The sequence below is a fragment of the Paracoccus methylarcula genome, assembly GCF_003007735.2.
GTDB lineage: Bacteria > Pseudomonadota > Alphaproteobacteria > Rhodobacterales > Rhodobacteraceae > Paracoccus > Paracoccus methylarcula.
Genome location: NZ_PXNQ02000004.1, coordinates 233504 through 255645 on the forward strand (window position 1 = coordinate 233504; position 22142 = coordinate 255645).

The 22142-nt window shown below is 63.3% G+C and carries 20 protein-coding genes and 1 tRNA gene; 16 read left to right on the plus strand and 5 right to left on the minus strand.

All coding sequences use genetic code 11. The annotated features are described in order from the left end of the window. The first annotated feature begins 2 nt into the window (after positions 1–2). The gene (locus tag A7A09_RS08600; protein ID WP_148043631.1) at positions 3–1889 is read left to right on the plus strand and encodes an Ig-like domain-containing protein; all 1887 of its coding nucleotides are present in this window, start codon (positions 3–5) and stop codon (positions 1887–1889) included. Beyond that, positions 1808–4042: an Ig-like domain-containing protein gene (locus tag A7A09_RS08605; protein ID WP_106690996.1), complete on the plus strand. Its 2235-nt coding sequence runs from the start codon at positions 1808–1810 to the stop codon at positions 4040–4042. The genes A7A09_RS08600 and A7A09_RS08605 overlap by 82 nt, the downstream gene beginning before the upstream one ends. A 260-nt stretch (positions 4043–4302) precedes the next feature. On the opposite strand, the gene A7A09_RS08610 is transcribed toward A7A09_RS08605, so the two are convergent. After that, positions 4303–4379: transfer RNA gene (locus A7A09_RS08610), tRNA-Met, on the minus strand. Between the two features lie 228 nt (positions 4380–4607). Between A7A09_RS08610 and A7A09_RS08615 the strand changes: the two genes are divergently transcribed. The 6 genes from A7A09_RS08615 (at position 4608) to A7A09_RS20775 (ending at position 10308) form a co-directional block, all read left to right on the plus strand. Then, positions 4608–6206, plus strand: coding sequence for an ABC transporter substrate-binding protein (locus tag A7A09_RS08615; RefSeq protein ID WP_106690997.1), 1599 nt, complete (start codon positions 4608–4610; stop codon positions 6204–6206). A 9-nt stretch (positions 6207–6215) separates the two neighbouring features. Next, entirely contained in the window at positions 6216–7298 is a 1083-nt protein-coding gene (locus A7A09_RS08620; RefSeq protein WP_106690998.1) for an ABC transporter permease, read from the plus strand. Next, positions 7295–8221: a nickel transporter permease gene (gene nikC / locus A7A09_RS08625; protein WP_106690999.1), complete on the plus strand. Its 927-nt coding sequence runs from the start codon at positions 7295–7297 to the stop codon at positions 8219–8221. Before A7A09_RS08620 ends, nikC begins: the two co-directional genes overlap by 4 nt. Next, positions 8218–9087, plus strand: coding sequence for an ABC transporter ATP-binding protein (locus tag A7A09_RS08630; protein ID WP_106691000.1), 870 nt, complete (start codon positions 8218–8220; stop codon positions 9085–9087). Before nikC ends, A7A09_RS08630 begins: the two co-directional genes overlap by 4 nt. A 74-nt stretch (positions 9088–9161) precedes the next feature. Next, positions 9162–9899 (plus strand): ABC transporter ATP-binding protein, encoded by a 738-nt coding sequence (locus A7A09_RS08635; protein WP_106691001.1) that lies wholly within the window; start codon positions 9162–9164, stop codon positions 9897–9899. A gap of 232 nt (positions 9900–10131) precedes the next feature. Further along, on the plus strand, positions 10132–10308 hold the full coding sequence (locus A7A09_RS20775) for a hypothetical protein (RefSeq protein WP_170167052.1): 177 nt from the start codon (positions 10132–10134) through the stop codon (positions 10306–10308). A gap of 52 nt (positions 10309–10360) precedes the next feature. Here A7A09_RS20775 and gltX read toward each other — a convergent pair whose 3' ends face one another. Continuing rightward, the gene (gltX, locus tag A7A09_RS08640) at positions 10361–11683 is read right to left on the minus strand and encodes a glutamate--tRNA ligase (RefSeq protein WP_106691002.1); all 1323 of its coding nucleotides are present in this window, start codon (positions 11681–11683) and stop codon (positions 10361–10363) included. A 79-nt stretch (positions 11684–11762) separates the two neighbouring features. On the opposite strand from gltX, the gene A7A09_RS08645 reads away from it, so the two are divergent. Both A7A09_RS08645 and A7A09_RS08650 read left to right on the plus strand, forming a co-directional pair. Beyond that, positions 11763–12170, plus strand: a complete 408-nt coding sequence (locus tag A7A09_RS08645) for a metallopeptidase family protein (RefSeq protein WP_106691081.1) — start codon at positions 11763–11765, stop codon at positions 12168–12170. After that, a complete protein-coding gene (locus A7A09_RS08650) occupies positions 12167–13117 on the plus strand; it encodes a 1-phosphofructokinase family hexose kinase (protein WP_106691003.1) in 951 nt (316 codons plus the stop codon). Before A7A09_RS08645 ends, A7A09_RS08650 begins: the two co-directional genes overlap by 4 nt. Before the next feature lie 113 nt (positions 13118–13230). On the opposite strand, the gene A7A09_RS08655 is transcribed toward A7A09_RS08650, so the two are convergent. From A7A09_RS08655 to ccmI, 3 genes are all read right to left on the minus strand, one after another. Further along, on the minus strand, positions 13231–14289 hold the full coding sequence (locus A7A09_RS08655; protein WP_106691004.1) for an aldo/keto reductase: 1059 nt from the start codon (positions 14287–14289) through the stop codon (positions 13231–13233). Between the two features lie 65 nt (positions 14290–14354). Further along, on the minus strand, positions 14355–14822 hold the full coding sequence (gene ruvX / locus A7A09_RS08660; RefSeq protein ID WP_106691005.1) for a Holliday junction resolvase RuvX: 468 nt from the start codon (positions 14820–14822) through the stop codon (positions 14355–14357). A gap of 691 nt (positions 14823–15513) precedes the next feature. Continuing rightward, positions 15514–16050: a c-type cytochrome biogenesis protein CcmI gene (gene ccmI / locus A7A09_RS21395; RefSeq protein ID WP_245999234.1), complete on the minus strand. Its 537-nt coding sequence runs from the start codon at positions 16048–16050 to the stop codon at positions 15514–15516. A gap of 204 nt (positions 16051–16254) precedes the next feature. On the opposite strand from ccmI, the gene A7A09_RS08670 reads away from it, so the two are divergent. The 6 genes from A7A09_RS08670 (at position 16255) to A7A09_RS08695 (ending at position 22118) form a co-directional block, all read left to right on the plus strand. Further along, positions 16255–17520: a sarcosine oxidase subunit beta family protein gene (locus A7A09_RS08670; protein ID WP_106691006.1), complete on the plus strand. Its 1266-nt coding sequence runs from the start codon at positions 16255–16257 to the stop codon at positions 17518–17520. A 91-nt stretch (positions 17521–17611) separates the two neighbouring features. After that, positions 17612–17851, plus strand: coding sequence for a hypothetical protein (locus A7A09_RS08675; RefSeq protein WP_106691007.1), 240 nt, complete (start codon positions 17612–17614; stop codon positions 17849–17851). A gap of 156 nt (positions 17852–18007) precedes the next feature. Then, entirely contained in the window at positions 18008–18343 is a 336-nt protein-coding gene (locus tag A7A09_RS08680; protein WP_170167053.1) for a TfoX/Sxy family protein, read from the plus strand. Continuing rightward, complete coding sequence (locus A7A09_RS08685; RefSeq protein ID WP_106691009.1) at positions 18344–18670, plus strand: sarcosine oxidase subunit delta; 327 nt, start codon at positions 18344–18346, stop codon at positions 18668–18670. It abuts the gene before it with no gap. A 6-nt stretch (positions 18671–18676) separates the two neighbouring features. After that, a complete protein-coding gene (locus A7A09_RS08690) occupies positions 18677–21607 on the plus strand; it encodes a sarcosine oxidase subunit alpha family protein (RefSeq protein ID WP_106691010.1) in 2931 nt (976 codons plus the stop codon). Beyond that, the gene (locus A7A09_RS08695; RefSeq protein WP_106691011.1) at positions 21600–22118 is read left to right on the plus strand and encodes a sarcosine oxidase subunit gamma; all 519 of its coding nucleotides are present in this window, start codon (positions 21600–21602) and stop codon (positions 22116–22118) included. The genes A7A09_RS08690 and A7A09_RS08695 overlap by 8 nt, the downstream gene beginning before the upstream one ends. Positions 22119–22142 lie beyond the last annotated feature (24 nt).

The following is a 22142-nucleotide window of genomic DNA, read 5'->3' on the forward strand; positions in this document are numbered from 1 at the left end:
GCGTGATCGGACGCGGCCTGTCAGGCTTCGGGCAAATACTCGCGATGACATGCCTTATCTTGATCGCGGCCACCGGTTCGGCAAATGCCAAGGTCGCTCTGGCGACATTGGATCTTAACGGAACAGAAGTGAATATTGATGGCGGAGCGATCTATAAATCTCTTTTTGTTGAAGAGGGTTACATTTTTTCTGAAGTCAGGATCGACATCACGCTCGCCCACAGGATGTATAGCCTGGATGAAGGTATTCGCCTGTATGTTCGGCCACCGGGCGGGAAGTGGGTGATATTGAATGGCAGGACGCATTTCGGCTGGAACTACGATGTGGAATTGCACAAGACGATCACAAAAACCGCATCCTATTCTTACCGACCCCAGGTCAAGTATCCTGCCGGAAAGTGGGATTTCTCATTCTTTGACGCAACCGAGGTTCCTGGCTGGGCCGATCCTGGCGGACACACATATCTCGACGGATCGAAGATCACCATTTTGGGCACCCCTATCCCTCCGCCCCCGGAGGTCGAGGAGATCACCTCGACCGTCTCGGGGCTGACGAATCTTTCATCGCTGCCAGTCAATGTGAAATTTTCCAAGGATGTGGAAGGATTCGTTTCCGGGGATATTTCTACAACTAATGCGACGGTGGGGCCTGTCAGCGGCTCGGGACGGGATTACAGCTTCAACCTGATGCCGTCCGGAGACGGGGGGTTCACCGTCGGTATCAAGGCGAACGCTGTCATCGATGCCTATGACCAAGGCAACATGCAATCCGGGATCCTTGAATTCGTATTCGACCACAGCGCGCCGGTGGCTGAAATCACCTCGACCGAGACCGGTCCGACCGCTGCGGACATTATCCCGGTGACGGTGACATTTTCCGAAGCCGTGACGGAAGTCGATATCACCGATATTTCCGTTAGCAACGCGACGAGACAGGGCGTCACCGACATCGGCAATAACAGCTATATATTCACGCTGGAGCCGTTCAAAGACGGTGAGGTGACTGCCTGGATTCCCGCCTCTGGCGTCACGGACAGTGCCGGCAATTACAATGGGCAATCGGAAACTTTCCGGATCATCTCGGATCGCAGCGCGCCGGTGGCTGAAATCACCTCAACCGAGACCGGTCCGACCGCTGCGGACATTATCCCGGTGACGGTGACATTTTCCGAAGCCGTGACGGAGGTCGATATCAACGCTATTTCCGTTAGCAACGCGACGAAACAGGGCGTCACCGATAATCTCGACAATAGTTATATATTCACGCTGAAGCCGTCCAAAGACGGTGAGGTCACTGCCTGGATTCCCGCCACTCGCGTCACGGACGGTGCCGGCAATGGCAATGGGCAATCGGAAACTTTCCGGATCATCTCGGATCGCAGCGCGCCGGTGCCTAAAATCACCTCGACCGAGGTCGGTCCGACTGCTGCGGCCAGTATTCCTGTGACGTTGACATTTTCGGACAAGGTAACGGGGTTCGATGCCGAAGAACTGATGGTCAAGGAAGCGGAGATTGCGAATTTCGACGATTCTGCCAACCCGGTCTTCACATTCAACCTGGTTTTGCCCGCAGGTAAATCAGGCAGCGCGAGTGTCGGTATCACCAGGGGTGCGGCCACCAATCTCGCGGGCCTCATGAACGAAGAGGGTGCCAGTTTCGCGATCGCTTACGACCGGATCGTGCCGACGGTGACGATAGCCGCTGAGGTGACCAGCCCGAGCAACGCCGCCCGCATCCCCGTCACGGTGACATTCTCGAAGCCGGTCAGCGAGTTCACGGGTAATCATGTCATGCTCACCGGCGCAGGATGGAAAATTTTTCTGGCGAGGGGGCGGATTATGCCTTCGACCTGGTTCCAACGCGGGTTGGAACCATCACCGTCGATATAGATGCCGGGCAGGCCAAGGACAGGTTTGGAAACGGCAATATCGCCGCGAAGCGGCTTTCGATCACCTATGACGCCGTTGCGCCGACAGTGACCATCGCTTCGGAGGTGCAGAGCCCGGCCAATATCGGCCGGATCCCGGTGACCGTGACATTCTCGGAAGAGGTCGTCACTTTCGGAACCGCCAATATGTCGGTAACGGGCGCGCAGGTGGAAGGCCTGTCTGGTTCGGGGAGAGGTTACAGTTTCGATCTGATCCCAGAGGCCGACAGAAAAGGTTCCATCCGTGTGATGATCGCCGAAGGTGCCGTCAGCGATCACGCTGGCAACGGCAATCGAAACGCGGCGGAGTTCTCGATCGATTACGATATCTCCGCACCCACCGTCACCATCACTACATCGGCATCGCCGCAGGACAGCCTTGGCCGGATTCCGGTTCTTGTCAGTTTTTCGGAGGAGGTCGAGGGTTTCGATCAGACGGACCTCCAGGTTTCCGGGGCGAGCGTGGAGCAATTCACCGGGATCGGTTCGGAATACAATTTCGATCTCGTTGCCTCGGGCGAATCGATTGTCACCGTCGATATCGCCGAGGACGTGGCCCATGATCGTGCCGGCAACGGCAACCTGTCCGCGTCGCAATTCACCTATTCCTACGACACCACCCGACCATCTGTTACCCTGAGCGGGACTCCGGATTTCCCCGGAACGCCCTACAGGCTGGCCATCGCCTTTTCCGAGCCGGTCACCAAGCTGGCGCTCGCGGATTTCAAGGTGGTGAACGCCGATATCTCTAGCCTGTCGGGCACCGGAGCGGATTACAGCTTGCAGGTTATCGCCCGGACATTCGCCCATTCCATCCGGTTGCGTGAAAACGCCGCCGTGGATTCCGCCGGCAATGGCAACACGGCCTCGAACCTGTTTGCGAACCGTCCCGATGGCAGCGGACCGAAACCGCGGCTCACCGGCTTGCCCGCTTCCTTCCTGCCGGGCGACCGCTTTGATATCATTTTCGATTTCGGCGAAGCCGTCTCTGGTTTCACCATCGGTGACGTCATGGTTGCGAATGGCACGGTCGCCGCGCTGACCGGCGGGCCTCGACGTTATCGCGCCGCGGTGATGGCGGACGGAAAAGGCAATCTGTCGGTTGCGCTTGCTAAGGGGGCGGCCCGGGACAAGACCGGTCAGGCCTCGATGGCCGCGATCGCGTGGGCCCGGATCGAAAGCGAGATCATCACGGGCAAGGCCATCACCGGTTTCCTGGCGGCCCGGGCACGCGATCTCGTCCAGCAGCAACCCGATCTTGTCGAATTGTTGCGCCAGCGCCGGCACCGTTCGCGCAGGCGGCGCTTCGATCTGGATGCGTTGTTTCGCGATGACAGGGAGTATTTGAGCTTCGTGGCCGAGAATGATCGTGCGGTCTGGATGAAGATGAGCGCAAGGCGGACAAGGAAGGGCAAGAAAGCCAATACGAGCTATGTTCATAGCGTGATCGGCAACCACATCGTGCTGAATGACGATTTGCTCGCCGGGGTGATGTTGCAGATGGACAATTCCGGGATGACGACGTCTGACGGGGTCGCTATCGGTGGCGGCGGCTTGCTGGTCGGGTCTTATGTCGTCGGCAAGCTCGCCGATCATCGGCTCTATTACCAGGGCAGTATCCTGTACGGCAAAACCTGGAACCATGTTACGCCCCTCGGGACCTTCACCGACAGGTTCACCGGGAAGCGCAAGTTCGTCTCGCTTGGCGTCGAGGGCGATTATGCCGTGGATGTTCTGACGCTTCGGCCAAGTCTTTCGGTCAGCCATGTCCACGAAAGCCAGCACGCCTATGCTGATGGCCTGTCGAACCTCGTGCCGGCCCGATCCGTCTCGATGACCGAGATCGAACTGGACTTGGGGGCCGAAAGCCCCGTCTGGCCGGACAATGACAACTGGATCCACAGCGCCGGTATCGCCGGGATATGGGCAAAGCATGAAGGCTCAGGCGCCGCTCCCCTCGATCTGCAACGAGAGGGTGGACGTCTGCGGATCGGGGGCGGTCTGCGCTATGACGGCGACAATGGATTGACCGGCAGCTTCAAGGCTTCGGTCGATGGTTTGGGGAGCGGTTCGATAACCTATGGTCTCGGTGCCGATTTCATCTTCAGGTTCTGACCGGGCGCGGTTGCCGCCGCGTTGCGGAAACCGCGCTTGAACGGTGGGTCGGGGGCGGCTCAATCGCCAAAAGATTCAGTTAAGAGCGTGGCTCGACGCGGAAATCCTGATCGGCAGAAACCTGGCCTGCCGCAAATGTGCTTGTCAAACACCGAAGAAACATGTCGCGCGACAGTAGCCCGGATGTTGCCCTGAACATGATCGTTCTAAGCCCGCAAAATCGGGCTCGAATTCTCTTGGCGATCTTTCAACGGAATAAATGGTAGCGGAGGAGGGATTTGAACCCCCGACACAAGGATTATGATTCCTCTGCTCTAACCAACTGAGCTACTCCGCCACGGGTGGGGGCGATGTAAGGGGTGGCGTCGGGGGCGTCAAGCGTTTTTCTGTCAGGGACGGCATGCTGAATTGCCGGGCATGCGATCCGCTTGCCGAGCCTGGTTTGCCGCGGCGGGGATCATGGCGCGAAACGGTATCCACAGGGCTTGCCTATGCATCGAGCTTGCGCCACCTTGCAGGACATGAATCCCGCGTTGACGGGACGAATTCCGACAGGGAGACTTACATGAAACATCTGCTGACTTCGCGTGCGATCCTGCTGGCATCACTGCTGGCCATCGCACCTGCGGCATATGCCGAAACACCCGCCGATACGCTGGTTGTAGCTGCCACGATCGACGATATCATCACGCTTGATCCCGCCCAGGCCTTCGAATTCTCGGGCATCGACGTAACGATCAACCTGTATGACCGGCTGGTCGATTTCGATCCGACGGATCTCGAAGCCGGCTTCCAGCCATCGCTCGCCGAAAGCTGGGAGGTGTCGGAGGATGGGATGTCCATCACCTTCACTATCCGCGAAGGCGCGACCTTCCATTCCGGCAACCCGGTCCGCGCCGAGGATGCCGCGTGGTCGTTCCAGCGCGTCGTCAAGCTGAACAAGACCCCGGCCTTCATCCTGACGCAATTCGGTTTCACGCCCGAGAATGTGGAGGAAAAGATCACCTTCGAGGGCAACAAGCTGACCCTGAACCTCGACAAGCCCTATGCCCAGTCCTTCGTTCTGAACTGCTTGACCGCCGGTGTCGCGAGCATCGTCGACAAGGAAACCGTCATGGCGAATGCCGAAGGCGAGGATATGGGGAATGCGTGGCTCGGCACCAATGATGCGGGATCGGGTGCATATACGCTTGGCAACTGGCGTGCGAACGAGGCCGTCCAGCTTGCCGCTTACGAGGATTACTGGCAAGGCGCACCCGAGATGAAACGGGTCATCGTCCGCAATGTCGCCGAATCGAGCGCGCAGCGGCTGCTGCTCGAGCAGGGCGATATCGACGTGGCTCGCGATCTGACCCCGACCGATGTGGACGCGGTGCGGGAGGTCGAGGGGCTAAAGATCGACGAGGAACCCAAGGGGCGCATCCTCTACATGGGGCTGAGCCAGAAGAATGAGCTGCTCTCCAATCCCGCCGTGATCGAGGCGATGAAATACCTCGTCGATTACGAGGGCATCTCGAACAGCTTCCTCAAGGGAATTTTCGTGCCGCACCAGTCCTTCCTGCCGAAGGGATATCTCGGTGCGCTTGACGAAAATCCATGGACCTATGACGTCGAGAAGGCAAAGCAGATACTTGCTGATGCGGGTATCGAAGGCGGAACCGTCACCACCAAGATCCGCGATCTGCGCGAATATATCGATGTGGCGCAGGCCTTGCAGGCATCGATGGCCGAGGCAGGGTTGACGCTGGAGATCGAGCAGATGACCGGGGCGCAGGTGCTGGACGCGTACCGCGCCCGGGAGGTGCCGATCTTCCTTGGCGAATGGGGGCCGGATTATTCCGATCCGAACACCAATGCCGCGACTTTCGCCTATAACCCCGACAATAGCGACGAGGCCAAGGCGACCGGACTGCTGGCATGGCGGAATTCCTACGCGGTTCCCACGGAGATGGGAGAGGCGACCGAAGCCGCAACGCTTGAACAGGACAGCGAGAAACGGGCCGAAATGTACAAGGATATCCAGCGTCAATATCAGGAAGAGGCGCCGATCATTCCGTTGTTCATCCGCGTCGCGAATACCGGTCTTCAGGAGAATGTCGAGAACTGGACGACAGGCGGCACCGTGACCAACGCGATGTATCGAAGCGTCACCAAGGGCGAATAAACCTTGAGCATGACCGATACGAATACAGGCGGGCAGGGGCCGACCCCGCCCGTCTCTGCTTCCGACCGGCGGGCCGGGCGCAACCGCCGCTTGCGCAGGATCGCCGGAACGCTCCTGTCGCTGGCACTGACGCTGCTGGGCCTGCTGCTGGTCACCTTCATCATCGGGCGGGTCATGCCGATCGACCCGGTGCTGAAGGTGGTCGGCGACCGGGCCACGCAGGCGCAATATGATGCCGCCTACCAGGCGATGGGCCTCGACCAGCCGCTCGTGGTGCAGTTCTTCCGCTATCTCACCGAGGTCGTCACCGGCGATTTCGGGCGCTCGATCTCGACCGGGCAGCCGGTGATCGAGGATATCAAGCATGTCTTCCCCGCTACGCTGGAGCTTGCGACCCTCGGCACGCTGATCGGGGTCAGCATCGGGGTGCCCCTGGGCGTGATCGCCGCAGCAAGGCGTGGCGGTATCATCGACCAGATCGCCCGCGTGGTGGCTTTGGTCGGTTACTCGATGCCGATCTTCTGGCTGGGGCTGATGGGGCTCCTGCTGTTCTACGGGATCCTTGGCTGGGTCGGAGGACCGGGGCGGCAGGGTATCATCTATGACGGCATGGTGCCGCACGTTACCGGCATGATCCTTGTCGATTCGCTGATCGCGGGGGACTGGGCGGCCTTTCGGGACGCGTTCAGCCATATCATCCTGCCCGCCAGCCTGCTGGGCTATTTCAGCCTCGCCTATATCAGCCGCATGACCCGCAGCTTCATGCTCGAACAGCTTTCGGCCGAGTATATCACCACCGCCCGCGTCAAGGGGCTGAGCGAGCGCGCCGTGATCTGGCGGCATGCCTTCCGCAATATTTCGATCCCGCTGGTGACGGTGATCGCCCTCAGCTTCGGCTCGCTGCTCGAGGGTTCGGTACTGACCGAGATCATCTTCAGCTGGCCGGGCCTTGGGCAATATATCACCAAGACGCTTCTGGCCGGGGACATGAACGCGGTTCTGGGCGGCACGGTCGTCGTCGGAACCTGTTTCATCGGGCTGAACCTGCTCAGCGACCTGCTGTATCGCGTGCTGGATCCGAGGTCGAAATGAGCGAGACATCAATCACCCGCCCGCAATCCCGCCGCGAATGGCTGTTGTCCGACGCGCCGCAGACCCGCCGTCAGGCGCGCTTGGGGGCGATCTATCAGGGCTGGCTCACATTTCGCGCCAACAAGCTGGCGATGTTCGGGCTGGTCATCCTGATCCTGCTGGTCTTCATGGCGATCTTTGCGCCATGGCTGTCGCCGCAAAGCCCCTTTGCCCAGAATCTCGCGGGCCGTCTGCAACCGCCCTCGGCAGAGCACTGGCTGGGCACCGACGCGCTTGGCCGCGATATCCTGTCGCGCCTGATCCACGGCTCTCGAATTACCCTTTTCATCGTCGGCACCGTGGCCCTGATCGCGCCGATCATCGGGCTGTTTATCGGCACCGTCGCCGGCTTTGCCGGAGGCTGGGTCGATCAGGTCCTGATGCGGATCACCGACATCTTCCTGGCCTTCCCCAAGCTGATCCTCGCATTGGCTTTCGTCGCGGCACTCGGCCCCAGCATCGGCAACGCCGTCCTTGCATTGGCGCTGACCGCATGGCCTCCCTATGCACGATTGGCGAGGGCCGAGACCCTGACCATCCGCCACGCCGACTATATCGCCGCCGCCCGCTTGCAGGGGGCGGGACCGCTTCGGCTGCTGATCCGGCATATCTGGCCGCTCTGCATCTCTTCGCTGATCGTGCGGGTGGCATTGGACATGGCCGGGATCATCCTGTCGGCGGCTGGCCTTGGCTTCCTTGGCCTTGGCGCGCAACCACCGATGCCGGAATGGGGGGCGATGATCTCGGATGGGCGGGTCTATATCCTCGATCACTGGTGGGTGGCCGCGATGCCGGGCCTTGCGATCTTCATCGTCAGCCTTGCCTTCAACCTGCTCGGAGACGGGCTGCGCGACGTGCTGGACCCGAAGGGAGACAAGGAATGACCCAGTCTCTTTTGCAGGTCCGGAACCTCCGCGTCACCTTCCCGAGCCGTCAAGGAGAGTTCCACGCCGTCCGGGGCGTCAGCTTCGATCTTGGCCGCGAAAGGCTGGGCGTGGTGGGCGAATCCGGCTCGGGCAAGTCCATGACGGGCCGGGCGATCCTTGGCCTCATCCGCCCGCCGGGTCGCGTCACCGCCGACCGGCTCGAACTGGACGGAGAATCGATCCTGAACCTGCCCGAGCGCCGGATGCGCAAGCTGCGCGGCAGCCGGATCAGCATGGTCATGCAGGATCCGAAATTCAGCCTCAACCCGGTGATGACCGTCGGTAACCAGATCATGGAGGCTTACCGCCTTCACGCAGGAGGGGGCAGGGATGCTGCCCGCAAAAAGGCGCTGGAGATGCTGAACGCGGTCCAGATACGCGATCCCGAACGGGTCATGGGGGCCTATCCGCACGAAGTCTCGGGCGGTATGGGTCAGCGGATCATGATCGCCATGATGCTGGCTCCCGACCCGCAGATCCTGATCGCGGACGAGCCCACCTCGGCCCTTGACGTATCGGTCAGGGGCGAGGTGCTGAACATCATGGACGGTCTGGTGCGCGACCGCGGCATGGGGCTGATCTTCATCAGCCACGACCTGAATCTCGTCTCGAAATTCTGCGACCGGGTGCTGATCATGTATGCTGGCCGCATCGTCGAGACATTGGCCGCCAGCGAGCTGCATAACGCCCGCCACCCCTATACACGTGGGCTGCTCGGCAGCCTCCCCCGCCTCGACGCGCCGGTCAAGCGCCTCCCTGTCCTGCAACGCGAGGACAGCTGGCGGGATGGGGGGGTCGGGACCACAACATCGGAAAGCGCGTAATATATGCTTCTTCTTCATCCAAATATCCCACGGGGGCGCGGGGGTGTGAAACCCCCGCTCCGGCGGTGCCTCCCATGCTGACCATCGACGATCTCGACGTTTGGTTCGGCTATCCGCCGGACCGTGTGGATGCGGTGAGAAACGCGGCGTTTTCAGTTGCCAAGGGCGAGAGTTTCGGCCTCGTCGGCGAGTCCGGTTCGGGGAAATCGACCATCCTGCGCGCCGTCGCTGGCCTCATCGATAGCTGGTCCGGCCGGATCGAGGTCGATGGCCACCCGGTGCACGCCCGGCGCCGGGATCGTGCCTTCTACAAGACCGTGCAAATGGTGTTCCAGGACCCCTATGCCAGCCTGCATCCGCGCCATTCGGTCGATGCCGTGCTGTCCGAGGCGCTGAGCCTGCAGGGGATGGATGATATCGACCGCCGGATCGCCAAGCTGCTCGAGGATGTCGGGCTGGGTCGCGGTTTCCGCTTTCGTTATCCGCATCAGCTTTCGGGTGGGCAGCGGCAGCGTGTCGCCATCGCCCGGGCGCTTGCCGCCGAACCCCGGCTGCTGCTGCTGGACGAGCCGACCAGCGCGCTGGATGTCAGCGTGCAGGCGGAAATCCTGAACCTGCTCACCGATCTGCGGGCCGAGCATGGGCTCACCTATGTCATGGTCAGCCATGATCTGGCCGTGGTCGGGCATATCTGCGACCGGCTGGCGGTGATGCAACATGGCCGGATCGTCGAGGTGATGTCCGTGGAGGCACTGCGCAAGGGCGCGGGAGAGCAGGAATATACCCGTCACCTGATTGCCGCTTCCGGCTGAGATGCGCGGGGTTCCTTGATGGCAACCCGCGCTGCGTAACTGCGCATGCCGGGAGGTGTCCCGAGACGGCGGACGGGGCTTATGCCCCGTTCTTTTCATTCAGCGATCCGATTCCCTTGTGCCTGGCCTGTCATTCTCCGAAGACTTGCCCACAATCTCTCCGGCTAGGCGGAACAAATGACTGCACATGGCTGTTTGACAACGTGAAAGCTTTCCAGGGAAAGGAAATCCCATGCAGAAACTGACCGTCATATTGCTGTGCGGCCTGACGCTGACGGCCGCCGCCTGCGGTCCGAACACCGCCACCCGGGCAACCACCGGTGCCGCGACCGGCGCCGTTGTTGCCGGGCCAATCGGGGCGGTCGCGGGGGCTGCTTTGGGGGGAAGCGGCGCGGTGCGCGTCAGATAGGGCCCGTTCGGTCGGAACGAAAATCAGGCCGCCGGGCGAGACAGGCGCGGACTTATCCCCGCGCCCTGATCACCTGCAGAAGCGGCATCAGTTCCGACATGTCCGGCCCATGTGCCTGACCCGTCACGGCCTTGCGCAGCGGCATGAACAGCCCCTTGCCCTTACGGCCGGTGGCCTCCTTCACCTGCGCCGTCCATTCGCTCCAGCTTGAATCCGAATAGGGCGGCGGGGGCAGCAGCTTCATGGCTTCGGTGATGAAATCCGTATCCTCGGCATCGACCAGCGGCTCGGCACCTTCGCTGCAGATCCGCCACCAGCCCGCCAGATCCTCCAGCGTGGTGATGTTCTGCGAGGCGACGCGCCAGAAACGCTCGGCCTGATCCGTCGGCACGCCAAGCGCGGCGATACGGTCCCTGACCGTCTCGAATGGCCGCGACTGGTTGTGCTCGCGCGTCAGCGGCCAGAGATCCTCTGCGTCGAACTTGGTGGGCGAGGCGCCGAAATGCGACAGGTCGAATTGCTCGGCCAGCTCGTCCAGGCTGGCCAGCCCGACCGGCTGGCCCGAACCGATCCGTGCCATCAGCGAGATCAGCGCCTCGGGCGCGACCCCGGCCTCGCGCAGATCCTTCAGCGAGAGCGCGCCGATCCGCTTGGAGAGTTCCTCGCCCTTTGCGCCGGTCAGCAGGCTGTGATGGGCGAAGGCAGGAGGCGTGCCGCCGATTGCCTTGATGATCTGGATCTGGGTGGCCGTATTGGTCACGTGGTCCGAGCCGCGGACGATATTCGTCACGCCCATATCGGTGTCGTCCACGCTGCTGGCAAAGGTATAAAGAACCTGCCCATCGGCGCGGATCAGGACCGGGTCGCTGACCGAGGCCGCGTCGATCGAGATATCGCCAAGGATGCCATCGACCCATTCGATCCGCTCGTGATCCAGCTTGAAGCGCCAATACCCGTCGCGCCCCTCGGCCCGCAGCTTCTCCTTCTCGGCATCCGTCAGGTTCAGCCCGGTGCGGTCATATACCGGCGGTTTGCCCATGTTCAGTTGCTTCTTGCGCTTCAGGTCCAGCTCGGTCGGGGTTTCGAACACCTCGTAAAGATGGCCGGAAGCGCGCAGGTTATCCGCCACCTCGGCGTAGCGGTCCAGCCGCAGCGACTGGCGTTCGACCCGGTCCCATTGCAGCCCCAGCCATTCCAGGTCGCGCTGGATGCCATCGACATATTCCTGTTTCGAACGTTCCTGATCGGTGTCATCAAGGCGCAGTATGAATGTGCCGCCCGCCTTGCGGGCGATCAGGTAGTTGAACAGCGCGGTGCGCAGGTTGCCGACATGGATATGCCCGGTGGGCGAGGGGGCGAAGCGGGTGGTGGTCATGGAACATCTCCTGTTGCCCGTTGCTCTTTCACAGCCGGGCTTTTTTGTCCATATCGGGGTTGGCAAGCAGGAGCGGCAGATGAGTGACTGGGACGGGATGCGCGCCCCCGACGCGGCGGCGATCGAGGCATTGGCGCGGGAGGCGGTGGCGGGCTTGCCGGCGCGGTTTGCCGGTCATGCGCAGGATGTGGCGATCCGGGTGGCGGAATTCGCCTCCGAAGAGATGCTGGACGAGTTGCAGATCGATGATGGATTCGAACTGACGGGGCTTTACGAAGGTATCCCGCTGACCGAGAAATCGGTTTCCGATCAACCCGGGGGGCCGGATATCGTCTGGTTGTTCCGCCGTCCGATCCTGGATGAATGGGCGGCGCGGGGGAATGTGACCCTTGGCGAATTGATCGCGCATGTGGTGACGCATGAGCTGGCGCATCATTTCGGCTGGTCCGACGAGGATATCGCCCGCATCGACAGGTGGTGGGAATGAACCAGTTGCCGATCCTGACGGTTACGCTGAACCCGGCGCTGGACCTGTCCACCGCCGCCGATGAGGTGCGCCCCGATCAGAAACTGCGCTGCGACAAGCCGGTGGTCGATCCGGGCGGTGGCGGGATCAATGTCAGCCGGGCGATCAAGATCATGGGCGGGCAATCTACGGCGATGGTGGCGCTTGGCGGGGCAACCGGAACCCGCATCGCCGAGATGCTGAAGGCCGATGGGCTGTCCATCATCCGGCTGACCGCACCAGGCGAGACGCGGCAATCGCTGGCGGTGACCGACCGGGCCTCGGGCAGCCAGTACCGTTTCGTCATGCCTGGCCCGGAATGGCACAAGGCGCATGTCTCGGACATGATGGCGGCGATAGCCGAGGCAGCGCGTGCCGGGGGCTGGGTGGTCGTTTCCGGCTCGAACCCGCCGGGGGTCGCGCCGGGATTCGAGCAGATGCTGACCGTCGGGCTCAAGGACGGGCGAGCCAGGCTGCTGGTCGATACCTCGGGCGACGCGCTGCGGGCGCTGGCCGGGTCGTCAACGCCGGTGGACGTGCTGCGCATGGACAGCCATGAGGCCGAAGGCCTTGCCGGTCGCCCCCTGCCGCTGCGCAGCGACAGCGCGGCTTTCGCCGCCGGGCTGGTGCGGGACGGGGCGGCGAAATCGGTGATCGTGGCACGCGGGGCGGATGGCTCGGTCATCGCCGGAGAGGATGGCGCATGGCATGCCGAGGCTGCGAAAGTGCCGGTGGTCAGCGCCGTCGGCGCGGGCGACAGCTTTGTCGCGGGCTTCGTGCTGGCGATCTCTCGCGGGCAGCCGGTCGAAGAGGCGCTGGCGCTTGGCGCGGCGGCGGCCTCGGCGGCGGTCATGACGCCCGCGACCGATCTGTGCCATGCACATGATGTCGAACGGCTTTATGCCGGGCGGGTGGTGACGCGGTTGTAAGACCGCAACCCCTTCTTCTTCAGGCAAATATCCTCGGGGGAATCCGGCGCCAGCCGGATGGGGCAGACAGCCCCCGGCCAACGCTGGAAACTGGACCGCCCTTTCAGCCCGCATCAATAAGGCAGGCCATGCTCCCTGTGCAGCCGGTCGATGGCCTTGCAAAGCTCTTCGGACGGGGTCTTGCCGAAACCTTCGATCAGGTGATCGAGCTGCGCCCCGGTGGTCGCGCCGATAATCGGGACGTTCCTGAAGGGCCGCGTCAATTGCCATGCGACAGACAGATGGACCGGATCCCAGCCATGTTCGGCGGCGAGGCTGTGATAGGCCGCCACCGCCTCCTGTGCCCGCGCGGTCTTGCGGCCACCCAGATTGCCGAGCCCACCATGCGTCTTGTCCACTGCGGCACGGCTGCCTTCGGGCATCGCGCCGTCCTGATACTTGCCGGACAGGAGCCCCGCTGCGAGAGGTGAATAGGCGAGCAGCGTCACCCCCTCGGCATTCGCGGTCTCGGCAAGATCGGTGTCATAGAGCCGATAGAGCAGCGAATATTCGTTCTGGATCGCGGCGACGCGTGGCCCACCCGTCCGGTCCGCCACATCGCACCAGCGGGTCAGTCCCCACGCGGTCTCGTTCGACAGGCCGAAAGCGCGCAGCTTGCCGGATTTGACGGCTTCGGCCATGGCTTCCAGCACATCGGCCATGTGGTCCAGCACCTGCTGTTTCGAACGGCCGGATGAATCATAGGTCCAGTTCTGCCGGAACGACCAGGAGCCGCGAACCGGCCAATGCAATTGATAAAGATCGATCCGGTCGGTCTGCAACCGCCGCAGCGAGGCGTCGATGGTCTTCCGGATAATTGCGCCGTCATAGCCTTGCCCGTCGCGGACCATCTGGCTGGGGCCGGTGACCTTGGTGGCCACTTCCACCCGGTCGCGATTGCCGGGTTTCGACAGCCAGCGGCCGAGGATTTCTTCCGAGCCACCGACGGTTTCGCGCCGTACCGGGTTGACCGGATACATCTCGGCGCAATCCATGAATGTCAGGCCGATCTCCAATGCGCGGTCCAGCTGGGCATGCGCATCCGCTTCGCTCGTCTGGCTTCCGAAGGTCATGGTGCCTAGGCAGATCTCGCTGACCTCGACATCGCTGCCGCCAAGTTTCACGCGTTTCATTACTGCCCCCGTTCTGCCGTTTCAGGCGGGAAGCTAAGGATAACGGCAGGGGATACAACCCTTTTTCATCCCAGGTGGCGCAACCGGTCCAGAGCGCCTTGCAGGATATAGCCGGCCGCGACCTGGTCGATGACCTCGGAACGGCGCTTGCGCGACGTATCGGCCTCGAGCAGTGCGCGTTCGGCGGCGACGGTGGAAAGCCGCTCATCCCAGAAGCCGATGGGCAAATCGGTCAGGCCCGACAGGTTCCGGGCAAAGGCGCGGGTCGATTGCGCCCGTGGTCCCTCGGTCCCGTCCATGTTGCGCGGCAGGCCGAGGATCAGTCCCACGATCCGCCTCTCGTCCAGGATCGCCATGAGATCGGCAGCATCCAACGTGAATTTCCGCCGCCGAATCACCTTGAGCGGGGACGCGACCTGCCGCATCCCGTCGCTGACCGCGACCCCGATGGTCTTGGTCCCCAGATCAAGCCCGGCCAAGGCGCCCATTCGGGGCAAGCTGGCCGCCAGATCGGCGATATCTTCATGAATCATTCGGTCAATCCCGCCTTTTCCGCCGCTGCCCTGATCGGCGCGATCGCCTCGGGCGTGGCGCCGAACCGCTCTAGCGCCTCGTTCCAGATCACGCGGGCACGGTCGGTCTGTTCCAGAACCGCCAGCGATCCGATCAGCCGCGCCCATTCCTCGGGCGAGCCGCCCTGTGTCGCCAGCCGCGATTCCAGCCCGGCGACCATGTTCTCGATCATGTCCCGCCGTTCCTCGGCGGTCATATCCTCGGCCGCGGCCATCGCATCGGCATCCGGGCCGGGCAGGCCAGGCATTCCGGTGGTTTCCGGCGCGGGCGGGACATAATCCGGCTGGCCGGCCAGCCAGGCGAGATCGCGGATACCGGCCCGGATCGGCGCGCTCCACGGGGCGTCGTGCGGGCTCTCTTCGAGAAGTCGTCGCCAGATCGGAAAGGCGCGGTCGGGGCGGCCATTCTGCAATTGCAGCAGCCCCAGGAGATAGCGGCCCTGTGGCAGGCTCCGGTCTTTTCGCAAGGCCCGCGCCAGCGCGTGTTCGGCCTCGGGCGTGATGGTTCCGCCGGCCGCCTCGATCATCAGGGCGGACAGGCGCAGCAATTCCTGGGCACTGGCCCGATCGCCGCGCAGCTCGACCAGCCGCTGTTGCGCTTCGCGCGCCGCGATCATGTTGCCAAGGCGCATCTCGTTGGTGGCCAGCAAGGTCAGCCCTTGCGGATCGTCGGGGGTCCTTGCGACCGCCTCGCGCAACTGTTCGACGAGGGCGACATATTCCTGATCGACATCGGGTTTGTCGGGCTCGGGGGCCGCCGCCTCGGCCTCGGCCTGGCGGGGACGGTTGTCATAGGCGCGTTCGGCCATCGCGATCCGCTTGGACAGCGGCAAATCCGGGGCATCCGGGGCGCCTGGTAAAGATAGAGCCCGACTGCCCCCACCAGTAGCACCGCCAGCGCGACGGCCGCCCCGGCCATCCCGCCGCCATGCCGGGAGGGGGTGGCCTCGGCCAGCCTGCGGTCGGTCTCCAGCACCTTGCGGCCGATCTCGTTGCGCAGGCGTCCGGCCTCGTCCTCGCCGATCACGCCGCGTTCCAGGTCGCGTTCGACCTCGCGCAGCTGATCGCGATAGACGCGCAGGTCATAGCTGGCCGCCGATGGTGCCTCGGCATCGCGCGCGCGCCTGAGCGGCACGGTGATCGCAGCCGCGACCACCAGCGTCAGAAGCGCACTTAACAGCCAGAACATCGGATCTCCTCGATTTTCCCGGTCCGGACTAACCGGTTTCCCGGCGATGGAAAAGCGAAACCGCGATGACAAGCCCGCGATGAAGACCTTAGCATGATGGCCATTCCCGGCACGGTGTCGCATTTCGCCGCGATCTGCCGCAAGATGTGTTGTCAGACTGGTCCACCCTCTCCATGGTGGGCGCTGATTCAGGGTGGGGTTCCCATGGCTACAGCATCGCGTTCCGGTCGTTATTCCGTCTTTGCCATCGCGCGGGAGGCGCTGCGTCAGCATCAGGGCTGGCAGCGTGCCTGGGCCAATCCGCAACCGCGTGACCGCTACAAGGTGGTGATCGTCGGCGCGGGCGGGCACGGGCTGGCGACGGCTTATTACCTCGGCAAGAATTTCGGCATCACCGATGTCGCTGTGATCGAGAAGGGCTGGCTGGGCGGTGGCAATACCGGGCGCAACACCACGATCATCCGCTCGAACTATCTGCAGGATCCGTCGGCGGCCATATACAACAAGGCATTGCAGCTTTATGAAACGCTGTCGCAGGAGCTGAACTACAATATCATGTTCAGCCCGCGCGGCGTAATCATGCTGGCGCAGACCGAGCACGAGGTCCGTGGCTACAAGCGCACCTCTTACGCCAATCACCTGCAGGGTGTGGCGACCGAATGGATCGAGCCTGCCCGCGTCAAGGAGCTGGTGCCGATCATCAACCTGGAGGGGCCGCGCTATCCGGTCCTTGGCGGGCTTTACCAGGCACGCGGCGGCACCGCCCGGCATGATGCGGTTGCCTGGGGCTATGCGCGTGCCTGCTCGGATATGGGCATGCATATCATCCAGAATTGCGAAGTTCAGGGGGTCGAGACCGAGGGCGGGCAGGTGCGCGCGGTCAATACCTCCAAGGGCCGGATCGGTTGCGAGAAGCTGGCGATGGTGGTGGCCGGGCATTCCAGCCAACTGGCCGAGATGGCGGGCTTCCGTCTGCCAATCGAAAGCGTGGCGCTGCAGGCGCTGGTGTCGGAACCGATCAAGCCCTGCATGGATGTCGTGGTGATGGCCAATACCGTGCATGGCTACCTGTCGCAATCCGACAAGGGCGAGATGGTGATCGGCGGCGGCACCGACGGGTTCAACAATTTCACCCAACGCGGTTCCTGGCACCATGCCGAGGAAACGGTGCGGGCATTGGTCGAGACCTTCCCGATGATCTCGCGTCTCAAGATGCTGCGGCAATGGGGCGGTATCGTGGACATGACCGGAGACCGCTCGCCGATCCTGTCAGCGACCCCGGTGGGCGGTATTTTCGTCAATTGCGGTTGGGGCACAGGCGGGTTCAAGTCGATTCCCGGCTCGGGCTGGGCGATGGCCGAGCTGATCGCCAACGGCACCCCGGGACCGCTGGCGGCGGAATTCGGTCTGAACCGCTTTCGCGAGGGGCGGTTCATCGACGAATCCGTCGCCGCCGGCGTGGCGCATTAGGCAGAGTTCCGCGCATGGAAAATCTTGCAGGAACCTTCGCGCCGAAACATGAATTGACTCGTTGTCAACCATGTCAAGGAAAGGGACAATCATGGCTGAAGGCAATAAGAACGGGCTCTATTACATCATCGGTGCCGTCGTGGTCGTCGTGGCATTGCTGTTCTTCTTCATGGGCGGCGGTGAGGGCGGTGATCCGGCTGCCGAAGGTGCTGTCGAGGATCCCGCAGCAGCCGAGGCTCCGGCAGACCCCGCAGCAGCCGAGGCTCCGGCCGATCCCGCAGCGACCGAGGCCCCGGCCGATCCCGCTGCTACGGAAGAGCCGGCCAACTGATGTAGAGCACGGGGGGAAATCCCTTTCTGCTTCACCTGAAGATTCGCGGGAGGAGGCAGGTTTCGGGCAAGGCCTGGCAAGGCTTTCCCGATGCCTCTTGCCCGGAGGGACCGGGGGCCATCCGCTCCCGGTTTCCGCTTGCGCGGGGTGCGGGCCATGACGCGCGATCCCGGCCTCGAATCCCAGCTTCTCGACGATCTTGACCATCCTGATGGCATCGAGAGCCGCCCGATGTTCGGCGGGCTCTGCCATATGCTGAACGGTCATATGCTCTGCGCGGCGCGTGAGGGGCGGGCGATGTTCCGTGTCGGCAAGGAAGCCGAGCCCGAGGCGCTGCTCTTTCCCGGCACCGAGCGCATGTCGCAATCCGGGCGCGACAAGCCCGGCTTCGTCTGGTTGTCCGGCCCATCGCTTGCCGATGATACGATCCGCCGGGGTCTCGCCCGCATGGCGCTGGCCCATGTTTCCACATTTCCACCCAAGGATCGCTGAATGCTGATACTGACCTGTCCCTATTGTGGCGTTCAAGCCGAGGAAACCGAGCTTCATCCGGGTGGCGAGGCGCATCTGAAACGCGTCGGCCCCGAGGGCGATGACGCCGAGTTCGAGAGCTACCTGTTTGCCCGCAGGAACCCCAAGGGCGTGCATTTCGAACGCTGGCGCCATGCCTATGGTTGCGGCAAATGGTTTCTTGCCGCCCGCGATACCGCCACATTGCAGGTCTTTGGCACCTACAGCGCCCAGACCCCGCATCCGCCCGCCGAGATCGTCGCTGCGATCCGCGCATCCCGCCCCGACTGGCAACCCGACTGGACTTGACGCAAGATGACCTACACGCCTCCTTTCCGTCTGGCCCATGGCGGCCGCCTCATCGACCGTGCCTTCCAGGTTCCTTTCCGCTTTGACGGGCGTCACCTGCGCGGGGTGCGGGGCGATACGCTGGCCTCGGCCATGCTGGCCAATGGCCAGATGCTGCTGGGCCGGTCCTTCAAGTATCACCGCCCGCGCGGCCCGCTCGCCTCGGGCGCGGAAGAGCCCAACGCCCTGTTCGGCCTTGGCCAGGGCGGTCGGTTCGAGCCCAACCAGCGCGCCACCACCACCGCGCTGATTCCCGGCATGGTATTGAGCAGCCAGAATTGCTGGCCCTCTCTGGATGCCGATATCGGTGCGGTCAACAACTGGCTGTCGCCGATGTTCCCGGCGGGGTTCTATTACAAGACCTTCATGCAGCCGCGCCCGTTCTGGAAACATGTGTTCGAGCCGATCATCCGCCGCAGCGCCGGGCTTGGCCGCGCGCCGAAGGATCGCGACCCCGACATGTATGAACAGGCCTATGGCTTTGCCGATGTGGTCGTGGTCGGCGGCGGCATCGCGGGGCTGACCGCCGCACGCGAGGCGGCGGAGCAGGGTCAGCGCGTGATCGTGCTGGAGCAGAACCCGGTCTGGGGCGGTCGCAGCCCGGTCGATCACCGCGACGGAGAGGCCACCATCGACGCGCTTCTGGCCGATCTGCGCGGGCGCGACAATGTCACGCTGCGCCGCAACTGCATGGCGACGGGACTTTACGATCACGGCTATCTTCTGGCGCGCGAGGCGCTGGCAGATCACGATCCCGACCGGGGAATCCCGCGCCAGCGGCTGTGGCGTATCCGGGCGGGACAGATCGTCACCGCGACCGGTGCGCTGGAAAGGCCGCTCAGCTTTGCCTGCAACGATGTGCCGGGCGTGATGCTGGCCTCGGCGGTACGGGACTTCATCAGCGATTACGGCGTGGCGCCGGGCCAGCGGATCGTCGTCGTCACCAATAATGACGATGCCTATCGCACGGCGCTCACCGCCTCGGATGCCGGTCTCGACGTGGTGGCGATCATCGATGCCCGCGCCGATGCCTCGGGCGATCTGCCGCAGGCGGCGCGGGCCCGCAATATCCCGATCCTTCTGGGCACCGGTATCGCCAAGGTCAAGGGCAGCCGTCATGTCGAGGGCGTGGCGCTTTGCGACCAGTCCGGCGATGGCACGATCAGCGGCGGGCTGGATTGCGATGTCGTCGCCATGTCCGGCGGCTGGTCCCCGGTCGTCCATCTGTGGAGCCATTGCGGCGGCAAGCTGCTCTGGGACGAGGGGCAGGCCATGTTCCGTCCCGATCCCGCCCGCCCGCCCCTTGGGGCGGATGGGCGCGGCAATGTGCTGGCCGTTGGCGCCGCGAATGGCGATTTGCGCTGCGCTGGCGATCTGGAACGTCCCGAGGGCGCGACAATGCCTGTCTGGGTGATGCCGCAACATGCTCCCTACAAGCTGCGCGCCAAGATGTGGCTGGATTTCCAGAACGACGTGAAAGTGAGCGATGTGGAACTGGCCGCGCGCGAGGGCTATGCCAGTGTCGAGCATACCAAGCGCTATACCACGCTCGGAATGGCTACGGATCAGGGCAAGGTCAGCAATATCAACGGGCTCGCCGTGCTGTCCAAGGCATTGGACCAACCGATCCCGGCGACCGGGACCACCACTTTCCGCCCGCCCTATACGCCGCTGACGCTTGCCACCATCGCCGCCGATGCGCGGGGCGAGGCGTTCCAGCCGCTGCGGAAGACCCCGATGCATGGCTGGCACGAGAAGCACGGCGCGTCATGGGAACCCGTGGGCCATTGGCGCCGCCCCTATTGCTATCCCCGCGCGGGCGAGGATCGCCATGACGCCGTCAATCGTGAGATCAAGGCAGTGCGTGGAGGCGTGGGAACGCTGGACGCCTCGACCCTTGGCAAGATCGTCGTCAAGGGGCCGGATGCCGGGCGGCTGATGGACATGCTCTATACCAACATGATGTCGAATCTCGCCATCGGCAAATGCCGCTATGGGCTGATGTGCAGCGAGAACGGTTTCCTGATGGATGACGGCGTGGTCGCGCGGCTGTCCGAGGACACATGGCTGTGCCACACCACCACCGGCGGGGCGGATCGCATCCATGGTCACATGGAAGACTGGCTGCAATGCGAATGGTGGGACTGGCAGGCCTATACCGCCAACCTGACCGAGCAATATGCCCAGATTGCCGTTGCTGGCCCCAAGGCTCGCGACCTGCTTGAACGCCTGCCCGGCAGCATCGACCTTTCCGCCGATGCCTTCTCCTTCATGACCTGGAAAGAGGGCGAAATCGCCGGTATTCTCGCCCGTGTCTATCGCATCAGCTTTTCGGGCGAGCTCAGCTACGAGATCGCGGTGCCCGCCTCCCGTGGGCTGGAATTGTGGGAAAAGCTGCACGAAGTGGGCAGTGATCTCGACATCACCCCCTATGGCACCGAGGCGATGCATGTCATGCGCGCCGAAAAGGGCTTCATCATGATCGGCGATGAAACCGACGGCACGATCATCCCGCAGGATCTGGGGCTGAACTGGGCGATCTCGAAGAAGAAGACCGATTATATCGGCAAGCGGGCACAAAGCCGCAGCCATATGACCGACCGCTCGCGCTGGCAGCTTGTCGGGCTGGAAAGCCTCGATGGCCGGGTACTGCCCGACGGAGCTTATGCGGTGGACGAGGGCCGCAATTCCAATGGCCAGCTCAAGACGCAGGGGCGCGTGACCTCCAGCTATCATTCGCCGACCCTGAACAGGCCGATCGCGATGGCGCTGGTCCGGCATGGGCCGGACCGGATGGGACAGGTGCTGGAATTTCCGCTGCCCTCGGGCGAAGTGATGAAGGCGCGGATCTGCGATCCGGTCTTCTTTGACAAGGAAGGGAGCCGTCTGAATGGCTGACGCAATCGCTACCGTCACCCCGGTCGAAGGGCTGGGCATGGTCATGATCCGCGCCGATCTGACGCGCGCGGGCAATGCCATCGCCGAAGCCGCCGGCCTCGCTGTTCCCGAGATGACGCGGATCACCACCGATGGCAGCCGGAGCCTTGGCTGGATGTCCCCGGACGAGTTGTTGCTGGTGTTGCCCGGACCCGAGATTTCCGAGGCTATCTCTGCGCTCGAACAGGCGCTGACCGGCGAACATGCGCTGATCGCGGATGTCTCGGATGCCCGGGCGGTCTTCGACATCACCGGTCCGCATGCCGGGGACGTGATCGCCAAGCTCTGCCCCGCCGATGCCGCCGCCCTGCCGCCCGACGGCCTGCGCCGTACCCGCGCGGCACAGACGGCGGCCGCCTTCTGGCGGATCGAGAACGGGTTCCGCATGATCGGCTTTCGTTCGACCGCCGATTACCTGGGCCTGATCCTGCGGAACGCGGCGATCCCCGGCAGCCAGCTTGCCCCGAACTGAATGGGGCATGTGGTCCCGGCCCCT